19 protein-coding genes, 1 tRNA gene and 1 pseudogene are annotated in these 20,908 nt (G+C 41.8%); 11 read left to right on the top strand and 10 right to left on the bottom strand.

The window, feature by feature from the left end; all coding sequences use genetic code 11:
• The first annotated feature begins 246 nt into the window (after positions 1-246).
• Positions 247-322: transfer RNA gene (locus AXW61_RS08695), tRNA-Asn, on the top strand.
• A 41-nt stretch (positions 323-363) separates the two neighbouring features.
• Entirely contained in the window at positions 364-843 is a 480-nt protein-coding gene (locus AXW61_RS08690; RefSeq protein WP_159151465.1) for a DUF2726 domain-containing protein, read from the top strand.
• Between the two features lies 1 nt (position 844).
• Here the strand turns inward: AXW61_RS08690 and AXW61_RS08685 are convergent, their stop codons facing one another.
• From AXW61_RS08685 to glnA, 6 genes and pseudogenes are all read right to left on the bottom strand, one after another.
• Complete coding sequence (locus AXW61_RS08685) at positions 845-1,075, bottom strand: hypothetical protein (RefSeq protein ID WP_004695712.1); 231 nt, start codon at positions 1,073-1,075, stop codon at positions 845-847.
• A gap of 99 nt (positions 1,076-1,174) precedes the next feature.
• Positions 1,175-2,514: pseudogene (locus tag AXW61_RS08680) on the bottom strand (lipase family protein).
• Between the two features lie 107 nt (positions 2,515-2,621).
• The gene (ubiA, locus tag AXW61_RS08675) at positions 2,622-3,503 is read right to left on the bottom strand and encodes a 4-hydroxybenzoate octaprenyltransferase (protein ID WP_062034012.1); all 882 of its coding nucleotides are present in this window, start codon (positions 3,501-3,503) and stop codon (positions 2,622-2,624) included.
• Positions 3,500-3,985 carry a chorismate lyase gene (locus AXW61_RS08670; RefSeq protein ID WP_010327240.1) on the bottom strand — a complete coding sequence of 162 codons (486 nt, stop codon included), beginning with the start codon at positions 3,983-3,985 and terminating at the stop codon, positions 3,500-3,502. The genes ubiA and AXW61_RS08670 overlap by 4 nt, the downstream gene beginning before the upstream one ends.
• Positions 3,986-4,067: 82 nt before the next feature.
• Positions 4,068-4,343: a hypothetical protein gene (locus AXW61_RS08665; protein ID WP_062034011.1), complete on the bottom strand. Its 276-nt coding sequence runs from the start codon at positions 4,341-4,343 to the stop codon at positions 4,068-4,070.
• Between the two features lie 89 nt (positions 4,344-4,432).
• Positions 4,433-5,848 carry a type I glutamate--ammonia ligase gene (gene glnA, locus AXW61_RS08660; protein WP_005400480.1) on the bottom strand — a complete coding sequence of 472 codons (1,416 nt, stop codon included), beginning with the start codon at positions 5,846-5,848 and terminating at the stop codon, positions 4,433-4,435.
• An 843-nt stretch (positions 5,849-6,691) separates the two neighbouring features.
• Between glnA and AXW61_RS08655 the strand changes: the two genes are divergently transcribed.
• From AXW61_RS08655 to trpC, 3 genes are read left to right on the top strand one after another with little or no spacing between them, the layout of a single operon-like run.
• On the top strand, positions 6,692-7,276 hold the full coding sequence (locus AXW61_RS08655; RefSeq protein WP_005400479.1) for an aminodeoxychorismate/anthranilate synthase component II: 585 nt from the start codon (positions 6,692-6,694) through the stop codon (positions 7,274-7,276).
• Between the two features lie 16 nt (positions 7,277-7,292).
• Positions 7,293-8,339: an anthranilate phosphoribosyltransferase gene (trpD, locus tag AXW61_RS08650; protein ID WP_005400478.1), complete on the top strand. Its 1,047-nt coding sequence runs from the start codon at positions 7,293-7,295 to the stop codon at positions 8,337-8,339.
• 16 nt (positions 8,340-8,355) lie between these two features.
• Positions 8,356-9,162 (top strand): indole-3-glycerol phosphate synthase TrpC, encoded by an 807-nt coding sequence (gene trpC, locus AXW61_RS08645; RefSeq protein ID WP_062034010.1) that lies wholly within the window; start codon positions 8,356-8,358, stop codon positions 9,160-9,162.
• 115 nt (positions 9,163-9,277) lie between these two features.
• Here trpC and AXW61_RS08635 read toward each other — a convergent pair whose 3' ends face one another.
• On the bottom strand, positions 9,278-11,293 hold the full coding sequence (locus AXW61_RS08635; protein ID WP_240487451.1) for a LuxR C-terminal-related transcriptional regulator: 2,016 nt from the start codon (positions 11,291-11,293) through the stop codon (positions 9,278-9,280).
• 168 nt (positions 11,294-11,461) lie between these two features.
• Complete coding sequence (locus AXW61_RS17795) at positions 11,462-11,932, bottom strand: AAA family ATPase (RefSeq protein WP_240487450.1); 471 nt, start codon at positions 11,930-11,932, stop codon at positions 11,462-11,464.
• Between the two features lie 344 nt (positions 11,933-12,276).
• Here AXW61_RS17795 and AXW61_RS08630 point away from each other — a divergent pair, with 344 nt between their 5' ends.
• The 6 genes from AXW61_RS08630 (at position 12,277) to AXW61_RS08605 (ending at position 17,357) form a co-directional block, all read left to right on the top strand.
• Positions 12,277-12,771, top strand: a complete 495-nt coding sequence (locus tag AXW61_RS08630; protein WP_062034009.1) for a 2,4'-dihydroxyacetophenone dioxygenase family protein — start codon at positions 12,277-12,279, stop codon at positions 12,769-12,771.
• Positions 12,772-12,841: 70 nt separating this feature from the next.
• The gene (locus AXW61_RS08625; RefSeq protein WP_062034008.1) at positions 12,842-14,476 is read left to right on the top strand and encodes a long-chain fatty acid--CoA ligase; all 1,635 of its coding nucleotides are present in this window, start codon (positions 12,842-12,844) and stop codon (positions 14,474-14,476) included.
• A gap of 32 nt (positions 14,477-14,508) precedes the next feature.
• Positions 14,509-15,330, top strand: a complete 822-nt coding sequence (locus AXW61_RS08620; protein ID WP_240487449.1) for an SDR family NAD(P)-dependent oxidoreductase — start codon at positions 14,509-14,511, stop codon at positions 15,328-15,330.
• Positions 15,331-15,582: 252 nt separating this feature from the next.
• Positions 15,583-16,269, top strand: coding sequence for a Smr/MutS family protein (locus tag AXW61_RS08615; protein ID WP_062034007.1), 687 nt, complete (start codon positions 15,583-15,585; stop codon positions 16,267-16,269).
• Positions 16,270-16,362: 93 nt separating this feature from the next.
• Entirely contained in the window at positions 16,363-16,911 is a 549-nt protein-coding gene (gene folE / locus AXW61_RS08610; protein ID WP_171054237.1) for a GTP cyclohydrolase I FolE, read from the top strand.
• A gap of 86 nt (positions 16,912-16,997) precedes the next feature.
• Positions 16,998-17,357 carry a cupin domain-containing protein gene (locus AXW61_RS08605; RefSeq protein ID WP_062034006.1) on the top strand — a complete coding sequence of 120 codons (360 nt, stop codon included), beginning with the start codon at positions 16,998-17,000 and terminating at the stop codon, positions 17,355-17,357.
• 56 nt (positions 17,358-17,413) lie between these two features.
• Here AXW61_RS08605 and AXW61_RS08600 read toward each other — a convergent pair whose 3' ends face one another.
• On the bottom strand, positions 17,414-18,790 hold the full coding sequence (locus AXW61_RS08600) for a diguanylate cyclase (RefSeq protein ID WP_062034005.1): 1,377 nt from the start codon (positions 18,788-18,790) through the stop codon (positions 17,414-17,416).
• Between the two features lie 197 nt (positions 18,791-18,987).
• Positions 18,988-20,871, bottom strand: a complete 1,884-nt coding sequence (locus AXW61_RS08595) for a DUF4105 domain-containing protein (RefSeq protein ID WP_062034004.1) — start codon at positions 20,869-20,871, stop codon at positions 18,988-18,990.
• Positions 20,872-20,908: the final 37 nt, after the last annotated feature.

Below are 20,908 nucleotides of genomic sequence, written 5' to 3'. Positions count from 1 at the left end.
AAGCTCGAAAATCATTTTAAAGCCTTTGATTTGACTTTCTTTTACCTTAATAACGGATTCGTTTAACGCCAGCATACTTTTTGAAACACCACCCCCAAAACATCTTCATGAAAAGTCTCTGGCTGAATCAAATCGCACCAATAAAAGCTAAACCGTTTATTTTTAAATCATTTAAAGCAGATTATATAAAAATATCAGGCCAAGGACTTGACCCTTTGAGCTTTGCCACATAGAATGCGTTCAGATTCTCCAATAGCTCAGTCGGTAGAGCGACGGACTGTTAATCCGCAGGTCCCTGGTTCGAGCCCAGGTTGGAGAGCCAAAATTCTAAAAACCCACTCCATGCGAGTGGGTTTTTTCTTTGTGCTAGAAAATATTGTGTTCGATCTGAGTCAAATCATCTTTTTTATCATCGGCTGCTTTGCCACTATTACACTAGTGATGACGGTCTACCCTGACCTGTTTCGCCGTAAGCAAAAGTTTTATGCCAAACACGTCATTACGCCGTTTGAACGTAAAATGTTTATTCGCTTAAAAGAAGCCTTCCCACGCCATCATGTTCTAGCTCAAGTTTCATTTAGCTCACTGATTACCAGTGACCACTATAAAATACGGGCCAAATTTAACCGCAAAGTCACCGATTTCGTTTTATTAGATGAACAATTAGCGGTTGTGGTGATTATTGAACTCGATGATCATTCCCACATCGGCAAAAAACAAGAAGATGCAGAACGTGATGCCATGCTCAATGAAGCAGGTTACATTGTTCTGCGTTTTACAGAAATTCCAAGTATTCGCCAACTGCACAAACACATTGGTATCACGCCTGCAATGCGTGCTTAAATTACTTTGAGACCGCGCTGCTCGCTTCCTGCTGTGTGAATTGCTTTTCGGTAGCCAACTTTTCTTGAATACGCTGTTGTTGCTCTTCCTTAATACGCTGATACTCCGCTTGGTTTTTTGCATCGCTTTTTACCGCTAAAAAAGCAATCCCTAAAATAAGCAATGGAATCACAATACCAAGACTCGCCAAAAACATCACTTTCGGCGTTAGTTTTTGAGTTGATTTCGTCATAGCCAGCCTATTTCCAATATCTAGATTTTGATGGGCCAATACTATAACAAAAAAAGAGCCTCAATCATGAGGCTCTGTCTTCAGTTTAAATGGTTAATTTTATGTCGGTGCTATACCTGTACAATTTTCATTGGTGCTGGCATCTTTTTGTGCATCAGTTAACACAATACCCGTACCCGCAAACATATAGGCCTGAATAAAGTCTACCTCCTCTGCATTCCGACAAACTATAGCTTGGGTATGAGATGCACCTATAACGGGATCAAGCGTGATATTTGGCGAACCCAATGTTTTCAAGTTTGCAACCAAAGCTTGCGTAATTGGATAGGGTACATTTGTGTCTGCCGTACCTTGTATTACATAGACTGGTTTATCAATTCGTTTAGTACCTGGCTGACTGCTGATTAAGAAGTTTTTTACGGTTTCATTGGTCGCAAACACACTGGTATCCAAACCTGGATAATCCATAACTTTTTTATCAGGATTTGCTGTCATAAACTGAATAATATCATCTTTAAATTTATTAATTAGACTTAGACTTGGGTCATTATCATTATCTAAACACAGACCATTATCTCCTGTTCAACCTTCTGCAAACTCAGCCAAAGATTTGGCACGTGATTGGAAAATATCTTGATAATTAAATCGCGGCTCATACGCTTTAATACCGACCCCTGTTAATGCTGCATAAGCCAATAAAGTTGCATAAGAGTCGACCGAAGTACGTGCAGCCAAAGGTACACCAAGTTTAATTCTTGCTCTTCAATGCCAGCTAAAGCTGCTGGTGCAACCTCAAGAATAATTTGACCCAAACTCGAAGCTGGTGCACCAGCCACAGCACCTTTATAGGTTGCATCTGTATTTGCATATTCTGCGGTCGCTAATGAGGCATGCCCCCCTTGAGATTGCCCCACAGACATCCACGCACCATTCAACTGCTTACCATAATGATCTTTTGCCGCTTGTACAGCAGAAAGCGCTGACTTCGCAGCACTAGATAAGTTTAAATATGGATGAATCCCTGGCGTGCCCAAACCTTCATAATCTGGCGCAACAACCACATAACCAGCAGCTAGTAGACTGTCTGCTAAAATTTTAAAACGTGGGTGAATCATATTATTACTTGGCGCACAACTATCACCAACCCCAACCGTGCCATGCTCCCAAACCACTACGCGATAACCATCTGTAGGTGGTGCTACTTTAGGGAACATCACCAGCGCTGTTGCTTTAGCGGTCTGACCTTGAACATTTTCCATGTTATACGTCATTACCTTGATAGAAGCTGCAGTGGTTAATGTGTCTTCTGAATAGGCACTTTCAGAAACATAGGTCTGTTTTTGATTTGAAGCGGGCGAATCATCATCGTCATTACAAGCAGTTAAAGACAGCATTGAAACGGCAACTATAAGGGCTAATGCTATTTTCGAGCGTTTCATAAAATATCCTTTTATTTGTTGTTTTTTTAAGCATAAAACTACATGCCGTTTTATTAAGACATAAAAAAAGCGCCCTGTGTAGGACGCTTTTCAACCAAACAATCACTTTAAATAGTTAATTCTAAAAAGATTCCAGTAAAAATAATGAATCCTACCCAACGATTGTGACGGAATGCCCAAAAACAACGCTGTGGATCTCTGTCTTTGGTTTTGGACCATTGATAAATAAAATCAGCCACGACTACCAGCAATGCGATTAAACCCAATGGCATCAATAAATTTTCAAGGTAAAGCGCCGTACCGATCAAAACGACACTCATCGCCTGTAAAAGTGCAATGATTTGAATATCAAAACGACCGAACAAAATGGCTGTCGACTTCACCCCAATTTTTAAATCATATTCACGGTCGGTAATCGCATATTGAGTATCGTACGCCACAGTCCAAGCCAGATTGCCAAAATACAGCAACCAACAGGTTAAATCTAATGGTTTACCCATGGCCGTAAATGACATCGGAATTCCCCACGAAAAAGCCATGCCTAAAACAACCTGAGGCAAATGGGTATAGCGCTTCATAAAAGGATATATAAATGCGAGAAAGAGTCCACCTAAAGCACAATAGAATGTTTCAATCGGTAGAAACAACAACATACAAGCACTGGCAAAGACTAGAGCTAGAAACACATAAATGGCTTCTTTGGCCGTGATAATCCCTGTTGCTAAAGGCCGCGTTTTCGTGCGCTCTACATGCGCATCGACTTTACGATCAGCAAAATCATTAATTGCACACCCAGCCGCACGCATAAATATCGTGCCAAGTACCATCGGAATCAGAATACCAATTGGCGGTATGCCCTCTGCTGCAATCCATAGTGCCCACATGGTAGGCCAGAACACCAATTCTGTGCCAACAGGCTTATCAAAACGACATAAATAATAATAGGCTTCTAAACGTTCACGCCAAGTAATTTGATGCGCAGTTGTCATGACTGTCCTTCAGATGCTGAATTCTGCTTTTGCAAAAATTGCTCAAAACTCGCTAAAAAAGTTTCTTGAACAATAAACTTGCAGCCGTGCCAAGTATAACAGCTCTGTCTGGTCCAACCATCTTCTAGCCAAATCACACGACGTTCACATGCTGGATTGGTGCGCTGAAACAAGAACCAACCAATCGGTTTTTTACCAATATGTTTAAAAAGCCGTGCGCGGCCTTGCAAACTTAAGATCGGGAAAATGCTTTTGGCTTTGACCCAAGGCTCGGCATCACTGCCATATAAAAAACTTTCTCGCACCCATGACGTATGCTGAAACGGCATGCCCATCCATTTTGCATCGATAAACTGAAGACGCTGAAAATGCTCTTTGGTTGGTTGAACCCTAAATGCTCCATCAGCCAAATCCGTCAGTTGCTGAGTAAGTGAACCTGAAGCATATAACCATGTTTTCAGTTCAGCTGGAATCTGCTGCATAAGCCTACCTGTACCATTGATTTACTGTGCGCTTAAACGCTTTTTGAGTTATGAAGAATGTATTTGATTGTAAGATCAATCTTTAGCAATTATCTGTTTTTGCAATGGTTTCAAATTTACCTTGCGGAGTTTTCACCAAAACAAAACCTTCAGCACTCAAATAAAAACTTTGAGGATAATCATAATCCAGTGCTAACTCTGGGCTTTTCAATGCAACAAATTCTGCCTGCTTGTAGCCTTCAGGGGTGCGACCAACTTCGATATAAGTCACCATCGAAAAATTTAGCTTAAAACCTTTATCGTGATCTTTAGGGTCAATCCACGGATAAAAACTGGTGTGCTTCTTACGCTGTGCCATTGCTCTCATCAATTTTTTTCAAGTTAAACAGATGATACAAAAAAACCCGCGACGAGCGCGGGTTTTTTACAGTGAAATTCAGTTCAGAATTACAAGCTGTAGTACATATCAAATTCAACTGGGTGAGTTGTCGTGTTCAAGCGACGCACTTCTTCAGTTTTAAGTTCAATATATGCATCAAGCATTTCTTTAGTGAATACACCACCTTTAAGAAGGAACTCGTGATCCGCTTGAAGCGCTTCAAGAGCCATATCTAGGCTGTGCGCAACTGTAGGGATTTTCGCTTCTTCTTCAGGAGGAAGGTCATATAAGTTTTTGTCAGCTGCTTCACCTGGATGAATCTTATTTTGGATACCGTCAAGACCCGCCATTAACAATGCTGCGAAACCTAAGTACGGGTTCATCATTGGATCTGGGAAGCGAGCTTCGATACGTTTGCCTTTCGGGCTAGAAACGTAAGGAATACGGATAGAAGCAGAACGGTTACGTGCTGAGTAAGCCAACATAATCGGCGCTTCGAAGTGTGGAACTAAACGCTTGTACGAGTTTGTAGAAGGGTTCGTAATTGCGTTCAATGCACGAGCATGTTTGATTACACCACCGATGAAGTAAAGCGCCATTTCTGAAAGACCAGCGTATTCATCACCAGCAAACAAGTTCTTGCCATCTTTAGAGATTGACATGTGAACGTGCATACCAGAACCATTATCGCCAACCATTGGCTTAGGCATGAAAGTCGCAGTTTTAGCATATTGGTGCGCAACGTTCCAAACAGCATATTTGAACTGTTGTACTTCGTCTGCTTTACGAACCATTGTGTTGAAGCTTACACCAATTTCTAATTGGCAAGATGCTACTTCGTGGTGGTGTACTTCTACACGACCTGGGCCCATGATGTCTTCAATACGCGCACACATATCAGCACGCATGTCATGTGAAGAATCAACTGGAGGAACTGGGAAGTAACCACCTTTAACACGTGGACGGTGACCAGAGTTTCCGCCTTCGTAGTCTTTGTTAGTTGACCAAGCAGCTTCTTCAGCAATCAATGTATGGCGCGCGCCAGACATATCAATTTCCCATTTTACTTCGTCAAATACGAAGAATTCTGGTTCTGGACCAAAGAATGCAGTATCACCAATACCTGTCGATTTTAGGTATTCTTCAGCACGGCGAGCAATCGAACGCGGGTCACGGTCATAACCTTGACCTGTTGATGGCTCAATAACGTCACAAGTAACAACTACTGTCGGCTCAGCGAAGAACGGGTCGATAAAACCAGTTGCAGCATCTGGGCGTAAGATCATGTCAGATGCTTCAATGCCTTTCCAACCAGCGATAGAAGAACCATCAAACATTTTACCGTCTTCAAAAGTATCTTCGTCGATAGTATCTGCTGGGTAAGTTACGTGTTGTTCTTTACCCTTAGTATCCGTAAAACGGAAATCGACCCATTTTGCGCCACTTTCTTGGATGAGTTGTAGGACCTTGTTCGCCATGCTCATTTTGCTCCGATGAATTTTTGTTGCACTCTTTAGTGCGTGTTAGTAGTTGGTTGTTCTAAAGCAATTACCGTACCAACTTTAAAAAGCTTAGCTAAAATATTGAATTCATTATCAGAATAACAGTTTTAAGCTGTTTGCTTTGGCTCTATTATACTGAGCTAAAAAGTAAATGCACCATATTCAAGCACGCTTCTTCACATTTAATCTAAAAGATTTTGAGTGTGGATCATAATGGTGCATTTTTAAATATTACGGGTCGATTTACACCCGTTTTTTATAAATTAGAGCGCTTTTTAAGCTGTTATTTTCGCCTTGATTTGACTTCCACACCTCATATCACGGCGAGCGATATACCTGAAATCAAATATAAGCAGCGTAATTAACTGTTTTTATTTGATTTTTAAAAAATAAAAAACCTCTCCTTTCAAACTAAATATAAAGCCGACATCTCAGATGTGAGCAAGCAAAAAAAGATGCTCTGTTTTGGTGATATTTGGTGAGTTTTTGGCTCACAACATCAGAAGATATTCTTTTTATATTCATTGAATATGCATGCTTCATGACATTTACACATAGTCCACGAGGCTTCTCATTAGAATTTGAATCTGAGATATTCATAAACTCTATATCAGTTAGTAACAAAACCCATTGTAATTTTTAGACCCACAAAAAAATGTCGCGCCCTAGCTGTGTATTTTTTGCTATGATAATTTCGGTTTTGTGCCTCCATTCAAGTCATTGAATGAGAAAAATAATTTACTTATAGCTTTATAATGTAAACGCACGAATACCATAGGACTCTTCACGCACATTTATGTGCATAAATTTCAATAGGTTAAGCTCATGCTTTTAATGATCGACAACTATGACTCTTTTACATACAACATCGTCCAGTATTTTGGCGAGTTAAATCAAGAAGTAAAAGTAGTACGTAATGATGCCGTGACATTGGAAGATATTGAGCGATGGCAACCTAAGTATCTTGTGATTGGCCCTGGCCCATGCTCACCTTCGGAAGCAGGAATTTCCATTCCAGCCATTCAGCATTTTGCTGGAAAAATTCCATTATTAGGGGTGTGCTTAGGACATCAGGCCATTGGTCAGGCTTTTGGCGGCGAAATCATTCGTGCCAAAAAAGTGATGCATGGGCGTCTGTCTGACATGCACCACTCAAATAAAGGCATTTTTAGCAATCTCCCTTCTCCATTTTCAGCAACGCGTTATCACTCACTTGTGATTGATCAAGAAAGCTTGCCTGAATGCTTAGAAGTGACTTGCTGGACCAATGAAGCCGACGGCTCAATTGAAGAAATCATGGGTGTAAAGCATAAGACGCTTGCCGTTGAAGGCGTGCAATTTCACCCAGAATCAATCTTGAGTCAGCATGGCCATCAAATCTTTAAGAACTTTTTAGAAATTTACGCATAAATGAGTGCAGTGAAAAATGAATATGCAACAAGCTTTAAATAACATCACTAAAAACATTGAGTTGACGCAGCCGCAAATGGAAGACGTCATGCGCACCATCATGAATGGTGAAGCAACAGATGCCCAAATTGGTGCACTGATGATGGGTCTTCGCTTAAAAGGTGAAAGTATTGATGAAATTACCGCAGCGGCTCGTGTCATGCGCGAGTTTGCCATCAAAATTGATGTCAGTGATGTGCCTTATTTAGTCGACATCGTCGGTACAGGTGGTGATGGTCAGAACTTATTTAACGTCTCGACTGCATCTGCTTTTGTGATTGCAGCGGCAGGTGCAACCATTGCTAAACATGGTAACCGTGGTGTTTCAACCAAATCGGGTTCCTCGGACTTGTTAGAGCAAGCAGGCATCCAACTTGACTTAAACATGCAACAAACTGAACGTTGTATTCGTGAAATGGGTGTCGGTTTCTTGTTTGCCCCGAATCATCACAAAGCGATGAAGTATGCGGTAGGCCCGCGTCGTGAATTAGGCATTCGCAGTATTTTCAATTTACTTGGCCCGCTTACGAATCCGGCTGGAGTAAAACGTCTAGTGATTGGGGTGTTTTCGACTGAATTATGCCGTCCTATTGCAGAAGTGATGAAACAACTGGGGGCTGAACATGTCATGGTGGTTCATTCTAAAGATGGTTTAGATGAAATTAGCCTTGCATCAAGCACCTATGTGGCTGAACTCAAAAATGGCGAAGTCACCGAATGGGAGATTCAACCTGAAGATGTTGGGATCGAATCGCAAACTTTAACTGGTTTAATCATTCAAGATTCTGCTGAAAGTTTAAGCCTAATTAAAGATGCCTTAGGTAAAAACAAATCCGATAAAGGCGAAAAAGCAGCCAACATGATTGCTTTAAATGCAGGTGCCGGTTTATATGTCTCTGGACTTTGTACCAGCTATAAACAAGGCGTGGCTTTAGCACATGACATCATCTACGGCGGACAGGCCTTAGAAAAGATGAGCATCCTTGCTGAATTCAGCAAAACCCTTAAACAATACGACGCTTGATAGACAGGATTTTGTCATGGTAGATATCGCAAATACGATTTTAGGCAAAATTGTGGATCGCAAACAGGAAGAGTTTGCTGCACGCCTCAAACAACGTAGCTATAAAGATGTTGAAGAATGGGCACTTGAGGCAACTCCTGTACGTGGTTTTGCAAAGTCTTTACTGAGCAAACAACCGGGTGTGATCGCTGAAATTAAGAAAGCTTCACCATCTAAAGGCATCATTCGTGAAAACTTTGATCCTGCTGAAATCGCACAGCAATACGAAGCCGCAGGTGCAGCGTGTTTATCGGTTTTAACCGATGTCGATTTTTTCCAAGGTGCCGATGAGAATATTCAAATTGCACGTTCTCACTGTGCCCTACCGGCATTACGCAAAGACTTTCTGATTGACCCTTACGGGGTGATTGAAGCACGTGCTTTACATGCGGACTGTATTCTTCTGATTGTGGCCTGCTTGTCCGATCAACAACTCGAAGAAATGTCTAAAACGGCTTTTGAACAGAATTTAGATGTCTTGGTTGAAGTACACGATGAAGCAGAACTTGAACGTGCTTTACGTCTATCTGAGCGTTGCGTATTGGGTGTCAATAACCGCAACTTAAAAACCTTTGATGTGGACTTAAACACCTCGATTCGTCTGAAAAAACTGCTTGAACCATCTCGTCTACTGGTGACGGAAAGCGGCATTGCGACCCCAGCGGATGTTGCGATGATGCAAGAGCATGACATTCATGCTTTCTTGGTCGGTGAAAGCTTTATGAAGCAGCCCCGTCCAGATCACGCCTTTACTGAGCTATTTGGAACACCTAAATCACTTTAATCGCATATTCAGGGTAAGGCATGCTCTTGCCCTGAATACTTTATGATTTGCACTTTCAAAAAGCTGTTGAAGATCTGCTTAAACAGTAACATATAAAAAATTGTTCAATTTTAAATTACTCAATTAAGCCCTGCTTCTTGGCCTCATTCACCGCTTCCATTCGAGAGCGGATCTGCAACTTGTTATAGATTTTACGCAAATGCCATTTCACTGTATTGATGGACAAAAAAATCGACTCGGATATTTCAGCATCGGTACAGCCACGGCTTAGTTTTTCTAAAATTTGGATTTCACGTTTCGATAAAGCCTCAAGGCCAGAACTACCGATCAAGGCTTCAACACTGCTTTCAGCTTGATTGAGCTTTTGAAGTTGCTGAATATATTCTAGCAATACAACTGTATGCTTTTGCTTCTGCCGACTTAAATACTGACTTAAGCCATTTAACATATCCCAAATTAAAGGGTCTTCATCTAGAATCACCCGCACTGCCTGAGTCGGCATGAGGGTTTCAAGCGCTTGTTGTAGAGCGTCAAAAGCGTGTTCATGTTGTTTCAACTGATACAGGGCCAGTGCAAAAAGGATTTGAACACGCGCAAAACGTAACGGATAAATCCTAAAAAATGCTAACTGTTGGCTTAAATATTCTTTAGCTTGCTCGGCTTGCCCCATGAAAATTTGCTGACGCACCAGCATTAAATCATCGCCACGCAGCAAATGGGTGAAATTTAAATACGGCTGAAATACTGCCTGTTCAGTATCAGCTAATGCAGAAAGCGGGCTTGCTTGTTGCGCATAGGCTTGTATAGTTTGTGCGAGTCGAGGTAACGACCATTGACTACTGCGGGTATGGGCTTGATGCAAACACACTTGTATCGCGGCTTGATCTTGATGCAACGTAGCTAAACGCATTTGTAAGATATAGCCCACCACCACCATATCCGGCATAGCCAAATGATCGCCGCCATTGAAATCCAATAATGCAGCTTCAGCTTGCGCCATTTGGTTCATTTCATAATACAAGTCTGCTTTAAAGCTGCTCAGAATATTCATAATGGCTGCTTTATTGTCATCATCTAAGCCTAATTTACGATATTCCTCGCTCTGTCCAACTTGTGCAAACTTTTCTGCTGCGAGAGTCAAATCTCCTAATAAATAATCACATAGGGCATCAATACAATCAACCATTGCCACACCATATAGGTTATGCCCTTGCAAATAGATAATACGCGTTTGTAGCAGCAACTTTCGTGCTTCGCTCATTTGCCCCAAACAAATGTGATACAACCCCACAATTCCTATGAGTGGAGCGCGCGCAAAATAAGCCGTACTTGCTAGTTGTGCTAAGTTTTGTTGCGCTAAGGTATAAGCCACATCCAACTTGTCTTCTAACACTGCAATGAGAGGAGCTAAACCTAATTGGTCCTCATGTTGTAATAAGGTTTCATGTTGATCCACGCTATGCCAGAGCTGTAAATAATGATTGGCTAATGTCACTTGATGAGTCAGCACTAAGGTCCAAATAATGTCATAAAGCAAATTGGGATTTTGCACCAAAACAGAATCCGGTATCTGTTTGACCAACTCCAAGAAAGTATAGTGTCGGCCTTCTAAAATCAGTTCACGACACACCGAGTTGAGCAATGACAAAATCAACTGCTGATCTTCTGCTTGTTGGGCGTGATAAATTGCCTCCATCAGATAACGCTGTTGTTTGAACCATTCTGCCGCGTTAATATGCATTTGCTGATATGCATCAGGTTGTAAAAGCTTAAACTTCGATTGCAAAAAGTCTCGAAATAAATGATGCACGCGATACCACGTACGCTGTTCATCTATGGCTTGAATGAACAAGCCTTTTTGGCTAATGGCATCGAGAATCTGCTGTGCAGCAGGATTACCCGTTAAGGCAATGACCAAAGCTGGATTAATTTTTCTCAGTACACTAATTTGCATTAAGAATTGCTGGATTTCAGGGTCTTGTTGTAAAAAAACCTGCTCACTGAGGTAATTCACAATCTGATGATGCGCACCAGTTAAATTTTGAATAAAACCATGAATATCTTGATGTTCTTTCAAATATAAATTGGTGAATTGAATGCCTGTAAACCAGCCTTCAGTTTTATCAATCAATTGTTCTGCAAGCTCTGTGCTTAAAGCAAGCTGGTCAAAGTTTTGTTGTTGTAAAAACTGAATAAGCGCACTGCTTTCTTGCTGTTTGATACTGAGCTGAGTCTCTGTGACCCACTTTAAACGACCTAATAGATATTCTTTCGCGAAACTCCAATTGGGTTTGACCCTTTAAGCGATAACCAAATGACAATTTTCAGGCAAGGACTGGTACAACCACCAAAAGATATTTAAACATTCTGGGTTCGTTAATGCTTCAAACTCATCGATAAATAAAACTGTGTCAGCATCCTCTTCTGCAACTTTTTGCGTCAGCTCAATGATGTGTTGTTTATGGATCTGTCCATAAGAGATCGAATGCGGCGGTTCTAAATCCAAAAGCGCTAAACGCAAGTATTGATAGAGTCGAATCGGATCATTGTCATCATCATCCAAAGTTAACCAACAGACTTTCTTTCCCTTTGCTAAAAGAGACTCTGAAAGTTGATGCATCAGCGTGGTTTTTCCATAACCCGCCGCAGCGTGAATAAAAACCAAAGAAGACTGACAATAGTCCACGATCTGACTTAACAGTTGGGGACGTTGCATTGCCCTGCCATTCAGCATGCTCGGACGACTGAGTTTAGTCTTCAACACTTGCATGTATATTCATCCAATCTTTTTATTCAATTACATCTGCAACATTCATTTCCCTGAATTTTGCATTTGGCAAAACATCATCCTCTACGAATCATGTTATGCCATTCATCAGTCTAAAACACTTATAAATTAATAGGGGCACCGTAGTTAAGCAATATGAAATAGCATCAAAAACCATTCCAATCCCTATTTTAAACTGTTCATTCGCGCATTTATCAAACAATGTGAATTCCATTCTTTCGAGTGGTTTGCATTTTTTGAAACCTTGTTATGCTCAAGCTTAAGGAAACCTTAGATATTGATATCTCATATCATATTCTAAATCAAAGACATATAAGGATTTTATCATGAGCATCGCACAATCAGTTAAACATCAGGATCGATTATTAACGATTAACATCAAAGATGGCGAAATCAAAAATGCACTACCGGGTGTGCATGTCACACCTTGCTTTTTAGACCCCGATAATGGCGTCTGGGTTATTCATGCCCGTTTTGAACCGGGTACTATCTTTCCACGTCACTTCCATACCGGTGTTGTACATTTCTATACAACAGCAGGTTCATGGCATTATGTCGAATATCCTGAAGATGTTCAAACGGCTGGCAGCTATTTATTTGAACCAGCAGGTTCGATCCATACTTTAGCAACCCCAGAAGGTGCTGAAGGGTTCATGGTCATTAATGGCGCGAACGTCAACTTAAATGATGATGATTCACTGATGTTTATTATGGATGCAGGTTGGATCGAGCGTACCCTTCACGTCGTGGCTGAACATACAGGGCAAAAAATGCCGCGTTATATTAAACCGGGTTCGGATGTTGTATTTAGCGACAAATAAATTCCAAAAGGCTTTTGGCTTCGGCTAATAGCCTTTTTTATTAGAAAAATAGTCACCAAGGATGAATGAAATGTTTGGCAAAATGATGCACCAATCTTTATTGATTAGTAATTTAATCGAACATGCGGCAAAGTACCACGCAGATACTTCTATTTTTTCACGTGAAGTAACTGGACAAATGACCACCACCAATTGGTTACAGGTCCAACAGAATAGCAAACGTTTAGCGAATGCTTTCACGTCATTTAATCTTAACCAAGGTGATCGTCTTGCAACGATCGCGTGGAACAACCACCGTCATTTAGAATCTTGGTATGCTATTTCAGGGAGTGGTTATGTTTGCCACACCATCAACCCTCGCTTGTTCCCAGAACAACTGGTCTTCATTATTAATGATACACAAGATAAAGCGATTTTCTTTGATTCAACTTTTCTACCATTAATTGTTGCAATCCAAGGCAAAGTGCCAACGGTTGAAAAATTTATCTGTTACGGTGCGCATGATGAAAAAGTCGTTGCAGCACTGCCAGATGTTATTTTCTATGATGATTTGATTCAAAACCAATCTGCTGAATTTAACTGGCCACAATTCGGCGAAGAAACCCCAAGTTCTTTATGTTATACCTCAGGCACAACAGGTAACCCGAAAGGCGTACTGTATAGCCACCGCTCTACCCTACTACACACTATGGCGATCAGCTTGCCAGACTCGTTAAATCTGTCTGCAAGTGATGTGGTCATGCCTGTCGTTCCAATGTTCCATGTCAATGCATGGGGTGTGCCATATGCAGCAGCCATGGTGGGTACAAGTATCGTTTTACCTGGCCCCAATCTAGATGGTGACAGCCTTGTTAATCTGATTGACACCTATAAAGTCTCTCTGGCTTTAGGTGTACCTACCATCTGGCAAGGATTATTAGCTGCTGCGAAAAAAAGCGGTACAACTTTAGAAAGCATGACCCGTAATGTCGTGGGTGGTGCTGCATGCCCGCCATCGATTATTCGTGATTTCAAAAACAACTATGCTTGCGACACCATTCATGCATGGGGAATGTCTGAAACCAGCCCTCTGGGCACAGCGAACCAACCAAAAGCCAAACATGCCACTTCAAGTGCTGAAGACTTTGAAAAGCTACGCTTAACCCAAGGTCGTCCACCTTTTGGTGTTGAATTACTTATCGTTGATGAAAATACCAATCAAGTCTTAGCCAATGATGGTCATACTCAAGGGAATTTACAAATTCGTGGCCCTTGGATTGTCGATCATTATTTCAACCAAGAGCAAAGCGCCACTACAACCGATGGCTGGTTCGACACGGGGGATATTGCGACTCTAGATGCGGACGGTTATATGACCATCTGTGATCGCGCTAAAGACTTAATCAAATCAGGCGGTGAATGGATTTCTTCGGTTGAACTTGAAAATATTGCCGTAGGTCACCCTGAAATTCGTATGGCAGCTGCTATTGCAGCACGTCATCCGAAATGGGATGAGCGCCCAATTTTGATTGCCGTAAAACAAGAAAACTCAACACTGACTGAAGAAGAAGTGCTGGCTTACTTTGATAATAAGATTGCCCGCTGGCAGATTCCTGACGTGGTGATTTTTGTAGATGCACTGCCAATCAACGGTACAGGTAAAATTGTGAAGGCAGAACTCCGTAAACAATTTGGTGATGTTTTACTTCAAAACGAAGTCGTTTAAGGCTCATTCGAAACATTCAAAAGGATATTGTGATGAAAAAAAATATGAAAACAGCATGGGTTACAGGTGGCAGCAGCGGTATTGGCCTTGAGTTGACTAAACGTTTACTCAAAGATAACTACCAAGTGTGTATTTTCGCCCATGCGGGGATTGAACAAGCGGTGATTGACTTGCAAAAGTGCTCCCCTGCGGTCTGTGGTTTTGAAGTCGATGTACAAAATGAAAGCACTATGGAGGCGAAATTTGCAGAAGCAGTGGCTGCATTTGGCACACCAGATTTGTTGATAAACTCAGCAGGGATCAGTATTGCTAAGAATTTCGATGAAATGACTTCTCAAGAATTCGAAAGACAAATCAATATTAATCTTGTTGGCAGTCGTAATGTTGCGCATGCTGCCTTACCGCATCTCAAACAAGCCGTTCAACAGGGTAAACGTCCAAAATTGGTATTTATTGCCTCTGCAGCGGGCTTAGTCGGTTGTTATGGCTATACAGGTTACTGCTCATCTAAATTTGGCGTGGTCGGTTTGGCTGAAGTGCTGCGTATGGAACTGCGCAGTCAAAAAATTGACGTTGCTGTGGTTTGCCCACCTGAAGTGGACACACCACTTGTAACGGAAGAACGTAAAAACGGTTCACCAGTTACAGCGGCATTAAAGCAATTGGGCGGCAGCCTCCCACTAGAAAAGGCCTGTCAGGAAATTTACAACGACATTTTTTCTTCTCAATTTATCATTATTCCAAGTACTCAAGCACGTATTCTTGCCAAACTTTCACGTGTCTTGCCTGACCTTTATCGTAACCAGATCGATAAAAAACTAGATAAAATCATCCGTACTTTACGTGCAAGTTAAGTCACGACTGACTTAGCACGCCAAACCTGAACCCGAGTACATCATTTGTCTCTCTAGATAGAATGGTTGCTCGGGTTCAATCATTTTAAGTTCTTACAGAACAGCAGTGCTCTTGAGCACCCCACAGAATACTCTTAGCCATTTGATATGCAATTTTTTGCAAATCTCTATGAATGCAATTCAGTTCAAATATAGGGAAAATCAGACTATAATTATCGCCTAATTTCTTATTTTGCGTATTTTTCTGACACTATGAGCAAACATGATTCATCGCTTTCTAAAGAACAGTTTAATTTACTGAAAGACTTTAAAAAGCAAATCACCAATCCGCATTCGACTGCCATCAAACAGTCTGAGGCCCAAGCTCAAGTTGCTCCGCCCGAGCCAGAAGATGATTTCGCGTTGTTTCAAAAACAAATGCAAGGTGTCCAAAAGATGGAGGCCGCGAACATTGCCAAAATAGAAAAAAATCCAAAGAAAAAAATCGATGCACAAACTTTAGCAAAACGTGCAGCGGCTGAAGGCCCAATGCATACCGATGCAACTGAGCTGTCCGATACTCAAGCGATGCTCAATCCTGTTGCGAGCCAAGCCGCGCTCAGTTATCGCATTGCTACACTACAGCACAAAGTATTTGAAGATTTAAAAGCGGGTAACATCCGTTGGTTTGAAGCAGTCGACTTGCATGGTTGCACCGTTGAAGAAGCCCGTGTCGCAGTTTTACAAGTCATTCAAATGGCCAAAGATGAAAATCAAAATGTTATTAAAATTGTGCACGGCAAAGGTCCAGAAGCCATTTTAAAAACCTATGTGAATGGTTGGCTGCGTCAACACCGCGATGTGCTGGCTTTTGTAAGTGCACCAGAGAAGCAAGGTGGCACAGGTGCAGTTTTAGTGTTGCTAAAACGTGCTGAAAAGAATCCAAAGTTTAAACAGTAATCGGATTTTTGTCCAAAATAAGGCATTGGAATAGTTTTCTGCTACAATGCCGTCCTTGTTCAATATCAGTGTAAGTGAACACGTCTTATGTCTATGCAGCAATCCTACGCTAACATCTTAACTGCCGTTGGTGAAGACCTAACCCGTCCAGGTCTCCTCGATACGCCTATGCGTGCTGCTAAAGCTTTTTCGTATTTAACGTCTGGTTATAGCAAAAGCTTAGAAGAAGTGACCAATAATGCGGTGTTCCCATCGGACAACCGTGAAATGGTGCTGGTTAAAAATATCGAATTTTATTCACTCTGTGAACACCATTTATTGCCTTTCTATGGTCGCGTACATATTGCGTATTTACCTGAAGGTAATGTCCTTGGACTCTCTAAATTTGCACGCATCACCGAAATGTTTGCACGTCGTCTACAGATTCAAGAAAACCTGACGCAGCAGATCGCAGAAGCGGTTGCAGAAGTGACGGGTGCACGTGGCGTGGCGGTTATGATTGATTCTGCACATATGTGTATGATGATGCGCGGCGTCGGCAAACAAGAATCGACTACACGTACCGTTTCCTTTATTGGTGACTTTAAAACCAATAAAGAAGAGCGCCGCGAGTTTTTAAGTGCAGTCCCTGAAAGCTATTAATTGAAACATAAAGCCTCAACCGCTGTTGGGGCTTTTTTTATGCATATATCATTGAACGATTCATTTTTTGTTTAGAGGAATACGCAATGTCAGCAATTTGGTTAGCAGGTCATGGTTTGACCCAAGGCGAACAGAGTATTGATTTTCCACGTCCAGACCGTTTGGTCCAAGGCAACCCACAGCGCCAGACCTATAGTCTATATGAACACCCACACATGGGCTGCGGGATTTGGCACTGTGAAGTTGGCTCATGGAATATTCAATTTGCTGACAACAAACAAGAATTCTTTCAAGTGATGGAAGGCAGCATCCGTATTCATGATGCCCACACTCAAGACTTCATTGAAGTCAAAGCAGGTCAGGCAGGAATTATTCCACCGAGTTTTATCGGCACATTTGAAGTGATTGAAGCTGTAAAAAAATACTATGTGATTGTTGAGGTATAAGCACCTCAACAACCGATTTGAAACGTCTTAGAACAGTTCGTGTTTAAGTCTGAGATTTAAACACTTAACACTTTTTCAGTCATATGAATACAGTTACGCCCTTTATTTTTGGCGGCGTAGAGTGCCGAATCGGCAGTGTCTAAAAAGCGCTGATAGTCAGGATGACCATTATAAACCGTACAGCCAATACTGACGGTAAAACTAAAATTTTGCCCATGAGCGGTACGAATTGGGGTTTCCTGTATCCGCATGCGAATCGTTTCAGCGATTTGTAAAGCACGCGTGAGATCACTGTCGACCAACAGCAATAAGAACTCTTCGCCACCGACACGGAAGGCATAGTCACTGCCCTTCGCAACATCTAACAAGACTTCAGCAATAAAACGCAGTGCCAAGTCCCCTGCGGTATGCCCATACTTATCATTAATACGCTTGAAATAATCCGCGTCGATTGCCAATAGGCTCAGCGCTGCATCATTTTTACGGGCAAAATTAATTTCACGCGACACAATCGTACTTAAATAACGACGGTTTAACAGCTGAGTCAGAGAGTCATTGCCTGAATCTATATATTCAGTCACTTGAAACAGTTGATCGACCAAATGCTGGATCTGTCGGTTCACATCACGAATTTCCTGAATGCGTTCCACTTTCTGAGTCTGATCCTGACAGTCGAGCACGTCAAAATTGAGGGTATCGACCTGTTGAATCAGCCTGATAATGGTCTCCACCTGCTCTGCACCCGTAAAGGCATACGCTGCTTTATGCACAAACCATAGACCAAATTCCGACTTAGACAAAGCAATATGTTGCAACTGCGGATGCTCGGAGAAAACTTTGAACATCAACTCATTTTCCCAGTCGAGCAAAATGCTACGCTGCTTATCTTTTTGTACCGCGACATCTTGCATTGCAGAAAATAAACGATAGCTATGCTTAACTTCATGGCTCCGCTCGGTATTGGCTTCATAGGATCTGCACATAATTTCTGTCGCAAAACCCATAATTTGCAGCATATAACTCAGCATGTGGTGGTTATTTTCTAGCGGAAGTCCAGCCAAAAGTTCCAAGATCTTGTTTTCAATCTCACGAATACCGCGCATGATCAACCAAGAAGGAATGCCCACCCGCGCATGTACCTGCCCAACTTTTTGTTGTTTTTCAACTGCTGCATAATAAACTTCATTCACAGCCACGTCGAAACTTTCAATGAGCCATTGGTTTAAACTGTTTTTTAAACGTTGTTGAATGATGTCATCTTTAAAAAAATCTGCAGCCTCAGGCTCCAAGACAATATTGCTATAAAATTCATTGACCAATACAGACGAATGCTGCTGAATAAAATTTTGCGCTTTAACGTGATCATTCACTGAATAATGTTGGCAAATTTTCCCCCATTGCTCGGCCAATTTAGCCATGCATTCATCATTCATAAAACTTACCTATTTATATATTTTTGAGACTTACTAGACATTTATGTGATTAATATAACAAATTTCAATACTTATTTTCACCATCAGCTTTCATTTTCAGCGCTTTATAAAAAGTAAGGCTCACGTTTGGTTGTTTTAACAGCAATGACTTTCATAAAAAAAGCCTCATCAATGAGGCTTTGAAAAAAACAATCTGACTAAAAGAAATGGATATAACTCAGACCTGTTTGATCCCAATCCTTTCCTTTTTGCTGTTGATACTGCCAATGAAGCCTCAACGCATTTTGCTGATTGAATAAATATTGCAACTGAGTATTCAGTCTGACTTGCCATTGATGGCTATCTTCCCAATATGGCAGCTCGACCTGTACCAAACTATTGATATGTTCGCTCCAGATGTTCTGGCAGCCTACCGTTGGCCCAAGTCCCACACGCCAGCCTCGGTCTAAAGCTTTGCCTGCTTGAACATGATTTTGCAATTGTGCATAGCATAAATGTTGACGCTCTTGATCTGCCACACTATAGCCAAACTGACTGGATAGATTGAATACGCCGTGTTGATCCTGTTCACTAAATGCACCATCTCGATCTAGTGCCTCTTGTTGCCAACCCATGTTAAACCCCCAGCTTAATGGTGTTTTAAAGGCAGTCAGTGGACTGTAGGCATTGACCTCCAGCACATTTAGTTCTTGCAGTTTTAGTCGATCATCGCGATATTCGATGCTACCATCTAGAAATTTAAGCTGTGTACCCAAACGAAAGCCGCCTTGTGGGTCAATCAAGTCATGATAGGCCTGACGATGGCTCAGTCGGAAATAAGTGTCACCTTGTATCTCACCTGCTTCAAGCTGAACGGTTCGCGCATGGTGGCCTTTTACTGGATCTACTTTTGGCGCTTCGACCACTTGACGTTGCTTTTCCAAGTCAATCTGACTCCGCAAACCCAGCAGTTGTCGAATACGCGGTTGGGCGTCTTCTGCCGCAATCTTTTGTGCAATTAACTGTAAATACACATGGTCATAGGCCATTTCTAAAATACGTGCCTGATCCACCAAGGCATAGCGATTCAAATAATCTTGCATTTGAGCAGGTTCAAGTTGCGCAACCTGATGCGCAGCCGCTGCCAAGGTTTGTCCGTGTTGTTTGGCTTGTGCCAACAACTGAGTTTCTAAAGCTGGACGGTAAACACTTTCTGCAATTAGATGGTTTTCATCGACCGTCTTAATGGTCTCAACAGGAATCGCAGCGGTTTTAAATTGTTTTTGTAGGTTGACCTCTGGCCGTACCAAATCAATTAAACCCAGTAAACGATAGGCACAGTTATCACTGATAAAATAGTAAGGAAATTGCACATGCTTGAGTTCCCAAATATGCTCAACCATGGTTTTGGTTTCTTCTGGCGTCAGGGCTAACTCATACTCCCACAAATCGCGGCTTTCCAAATCACCATATTCTTTCACTTTTCGATAGTACGGCATGAGTGAGTACTCACCTGGGTACTGCCCGGTTAAGCCCTTCCATGCAAAAGAAAAGCTGTCGCTATTGGCCACTGTCGCTGCATAATTCACGGCATAAGAGACTAAGTTCAGCTGTTTTTGGTCTTTAGGATCGAGCCTTAACAGGGTATGCCCAAACATCGAACTGGGATTGCCCATAAAGTCCGTGGCGTAAATTAAAGTCGCCTTATACGGCTTAATTTGCCCAAGCCACTCATCCAGCTCAGGACATGAGGCTTTAGGCAGTTGGTTTGATGCAATATTCAGTTGTCCTATGAGCCACTTTGAACGTGCTGGAAAGCGACACTGAATCGATTGATTGGCTTCGGCTGGAGTAAAAAGTGCTGCAATATTGGCATCAAGCTCTTGTTTGAGCTGAGTTTGTCCGTGTTCGCTATAAAAAAAAGGACGGTAAGTGACTTCACTTTGTCCTGAAACATTGACATACATCAAACGTTGCCAAGTCACATTTGAGGCTAGCTTCAGTTGCTGTGCTTTTTCAATATAAAACTCTGCTGAGCTAGGTGCTTGAGCAAAGATGCTGGTGCTGAATAGCACACTAAAGAGGAGGACAACAGATTTCATGCAGTGTTAGCTATTCTTCTTTTTTAGATATGAAAAA

Origin of the sequence: Acinetobacter sp. BMW17, assembly GCF_001592855.1 — a bacterium.
Lineage (GTDB): Bacteria > Pseudomonadota > Gammaproteobacteria > Pseudomonadales > Moraxellaceae > Acinetobacter > Acinetobacter johnsonii.
The sequence above is the reverse complement of the archived record's forward strand: the minus strand, read 5'-3'. Positions and strand labels throughout refer to the sequence as shown.

Bases quoted from the DNA above. Each gene is read 5' to 3' on its own strand.
- AXW61_RS08605 (WP_062034006.1), top strand. From the start codon at position 16,998: ATGTCAGCAATTTGGTTAGCAGGTCATGGTTTGACCCAAGGCGAACAG.
- ubiA (WP_062034012.1), bottom strand. From the start codon at position 3,503: ATGACAACTGCGCATCAAATTACTTGGCGTGAACGTTTAGAAGCCTAT.
- AXW61_RS08595 (WP_062034004.1), bottom strand. From the start codon at position 20,871: ATGAAATCTGTTGTCCTCCTCTTTAGTGTGCTATTCAGCACCAGCATC.
- AXW61_RS08615 (WP_062034007.1), top strand. From the start codon at position 15,583: ATGAGCAAACATGATTCATCGCTTTCTAAAGAACAGTTTAATTTACTG.
- AXW61_RS08670 (WP_010327240.1), bottom strand. From the start codon at position 3,985: ATGCAGCAGATTCCAGCTGAACTGAAAACATGGTTATATGCTTCAGGT.
- AXW61_RS08600 (WP_062034005.1), bottom strand. From the start codon at position 18,790: ATGAATGATGAATGCATGGCTAAATTGGCCGAGCAATGGGGGAAAATT.
- AXW61_RS08625 (WP_062034008.1), top strand. From the start codon at position 12,842: ATGTTTGGCAAAATGATGCACCAATCTTTATTGATTAGTAATTTAATC.
- glnA (WP_005400480.1), bottom strand. From the start codon at position 5,848: ATGAGCATGGCGAACAAGGTCCTACAACTCATCCAAGAAAGTGGCGCA.
- folE (WP_171054237.1), top strand. From the start codon at position 16,363: ATGCAGCAATCCTACGCTAACATCTTAACTGCCGTTGGTGAAGACCTA.
- AXW61_RS08630 (WP_062034009.1), top strand. From the start codon at position 12,277: ATGAGCATCGCACAATCAGTTAAACATCAGGATCGATTATTAACGATT.
- AXW61_RS08620 (WP_240487449.1), top strand. From the start codon at position 14,509: ATGAAAAAAAATATGAAAACAGCATGGGTTACAGGTGGCAGCAGCGGT.
- trpC (WP_062034010.1), top strand. From the start codon at position 8,356: ATGGTAGATATCGCAAATACGATTTTAGGCAAAATTGTGGATCGCAAA.
- AXW61_RS08655 (WP_005400479.1), top strand. From the start codon at position 6,692: ATGCTTTTAATGATCGACAACTATGACTCTTTTACATACAACATCGTC.
- AXW61_RS08685 (WP_004695712.1), bottom strand. From the start codon at position 1,075: ATGACGAAATCAACTCAAAAACTAACGCCGAAAGTGATGTTTTTGGCG.
- AXW61_RS08665 (WP_062034011.1), bottom strand. From the start codon at position 4,343: ATGGCACAGCGTAAGAAGCACACCAGTTTTTATCCGTGGATTGACCCT.
- AXW61_RS17795 (WP_240487450.1), bottom strand. From the start codon at position 11,932: ATGCAAGTGTTGAAGACTAAACTCAGTCGTCCGAGCATGCTGAATGGC.
- trpD (WP_005400478.1), top strand. From the start codon at position 7,293: ATGAATATGCAACAAGCTTTAAATAACATCACTAAAAACATTGAGTTG.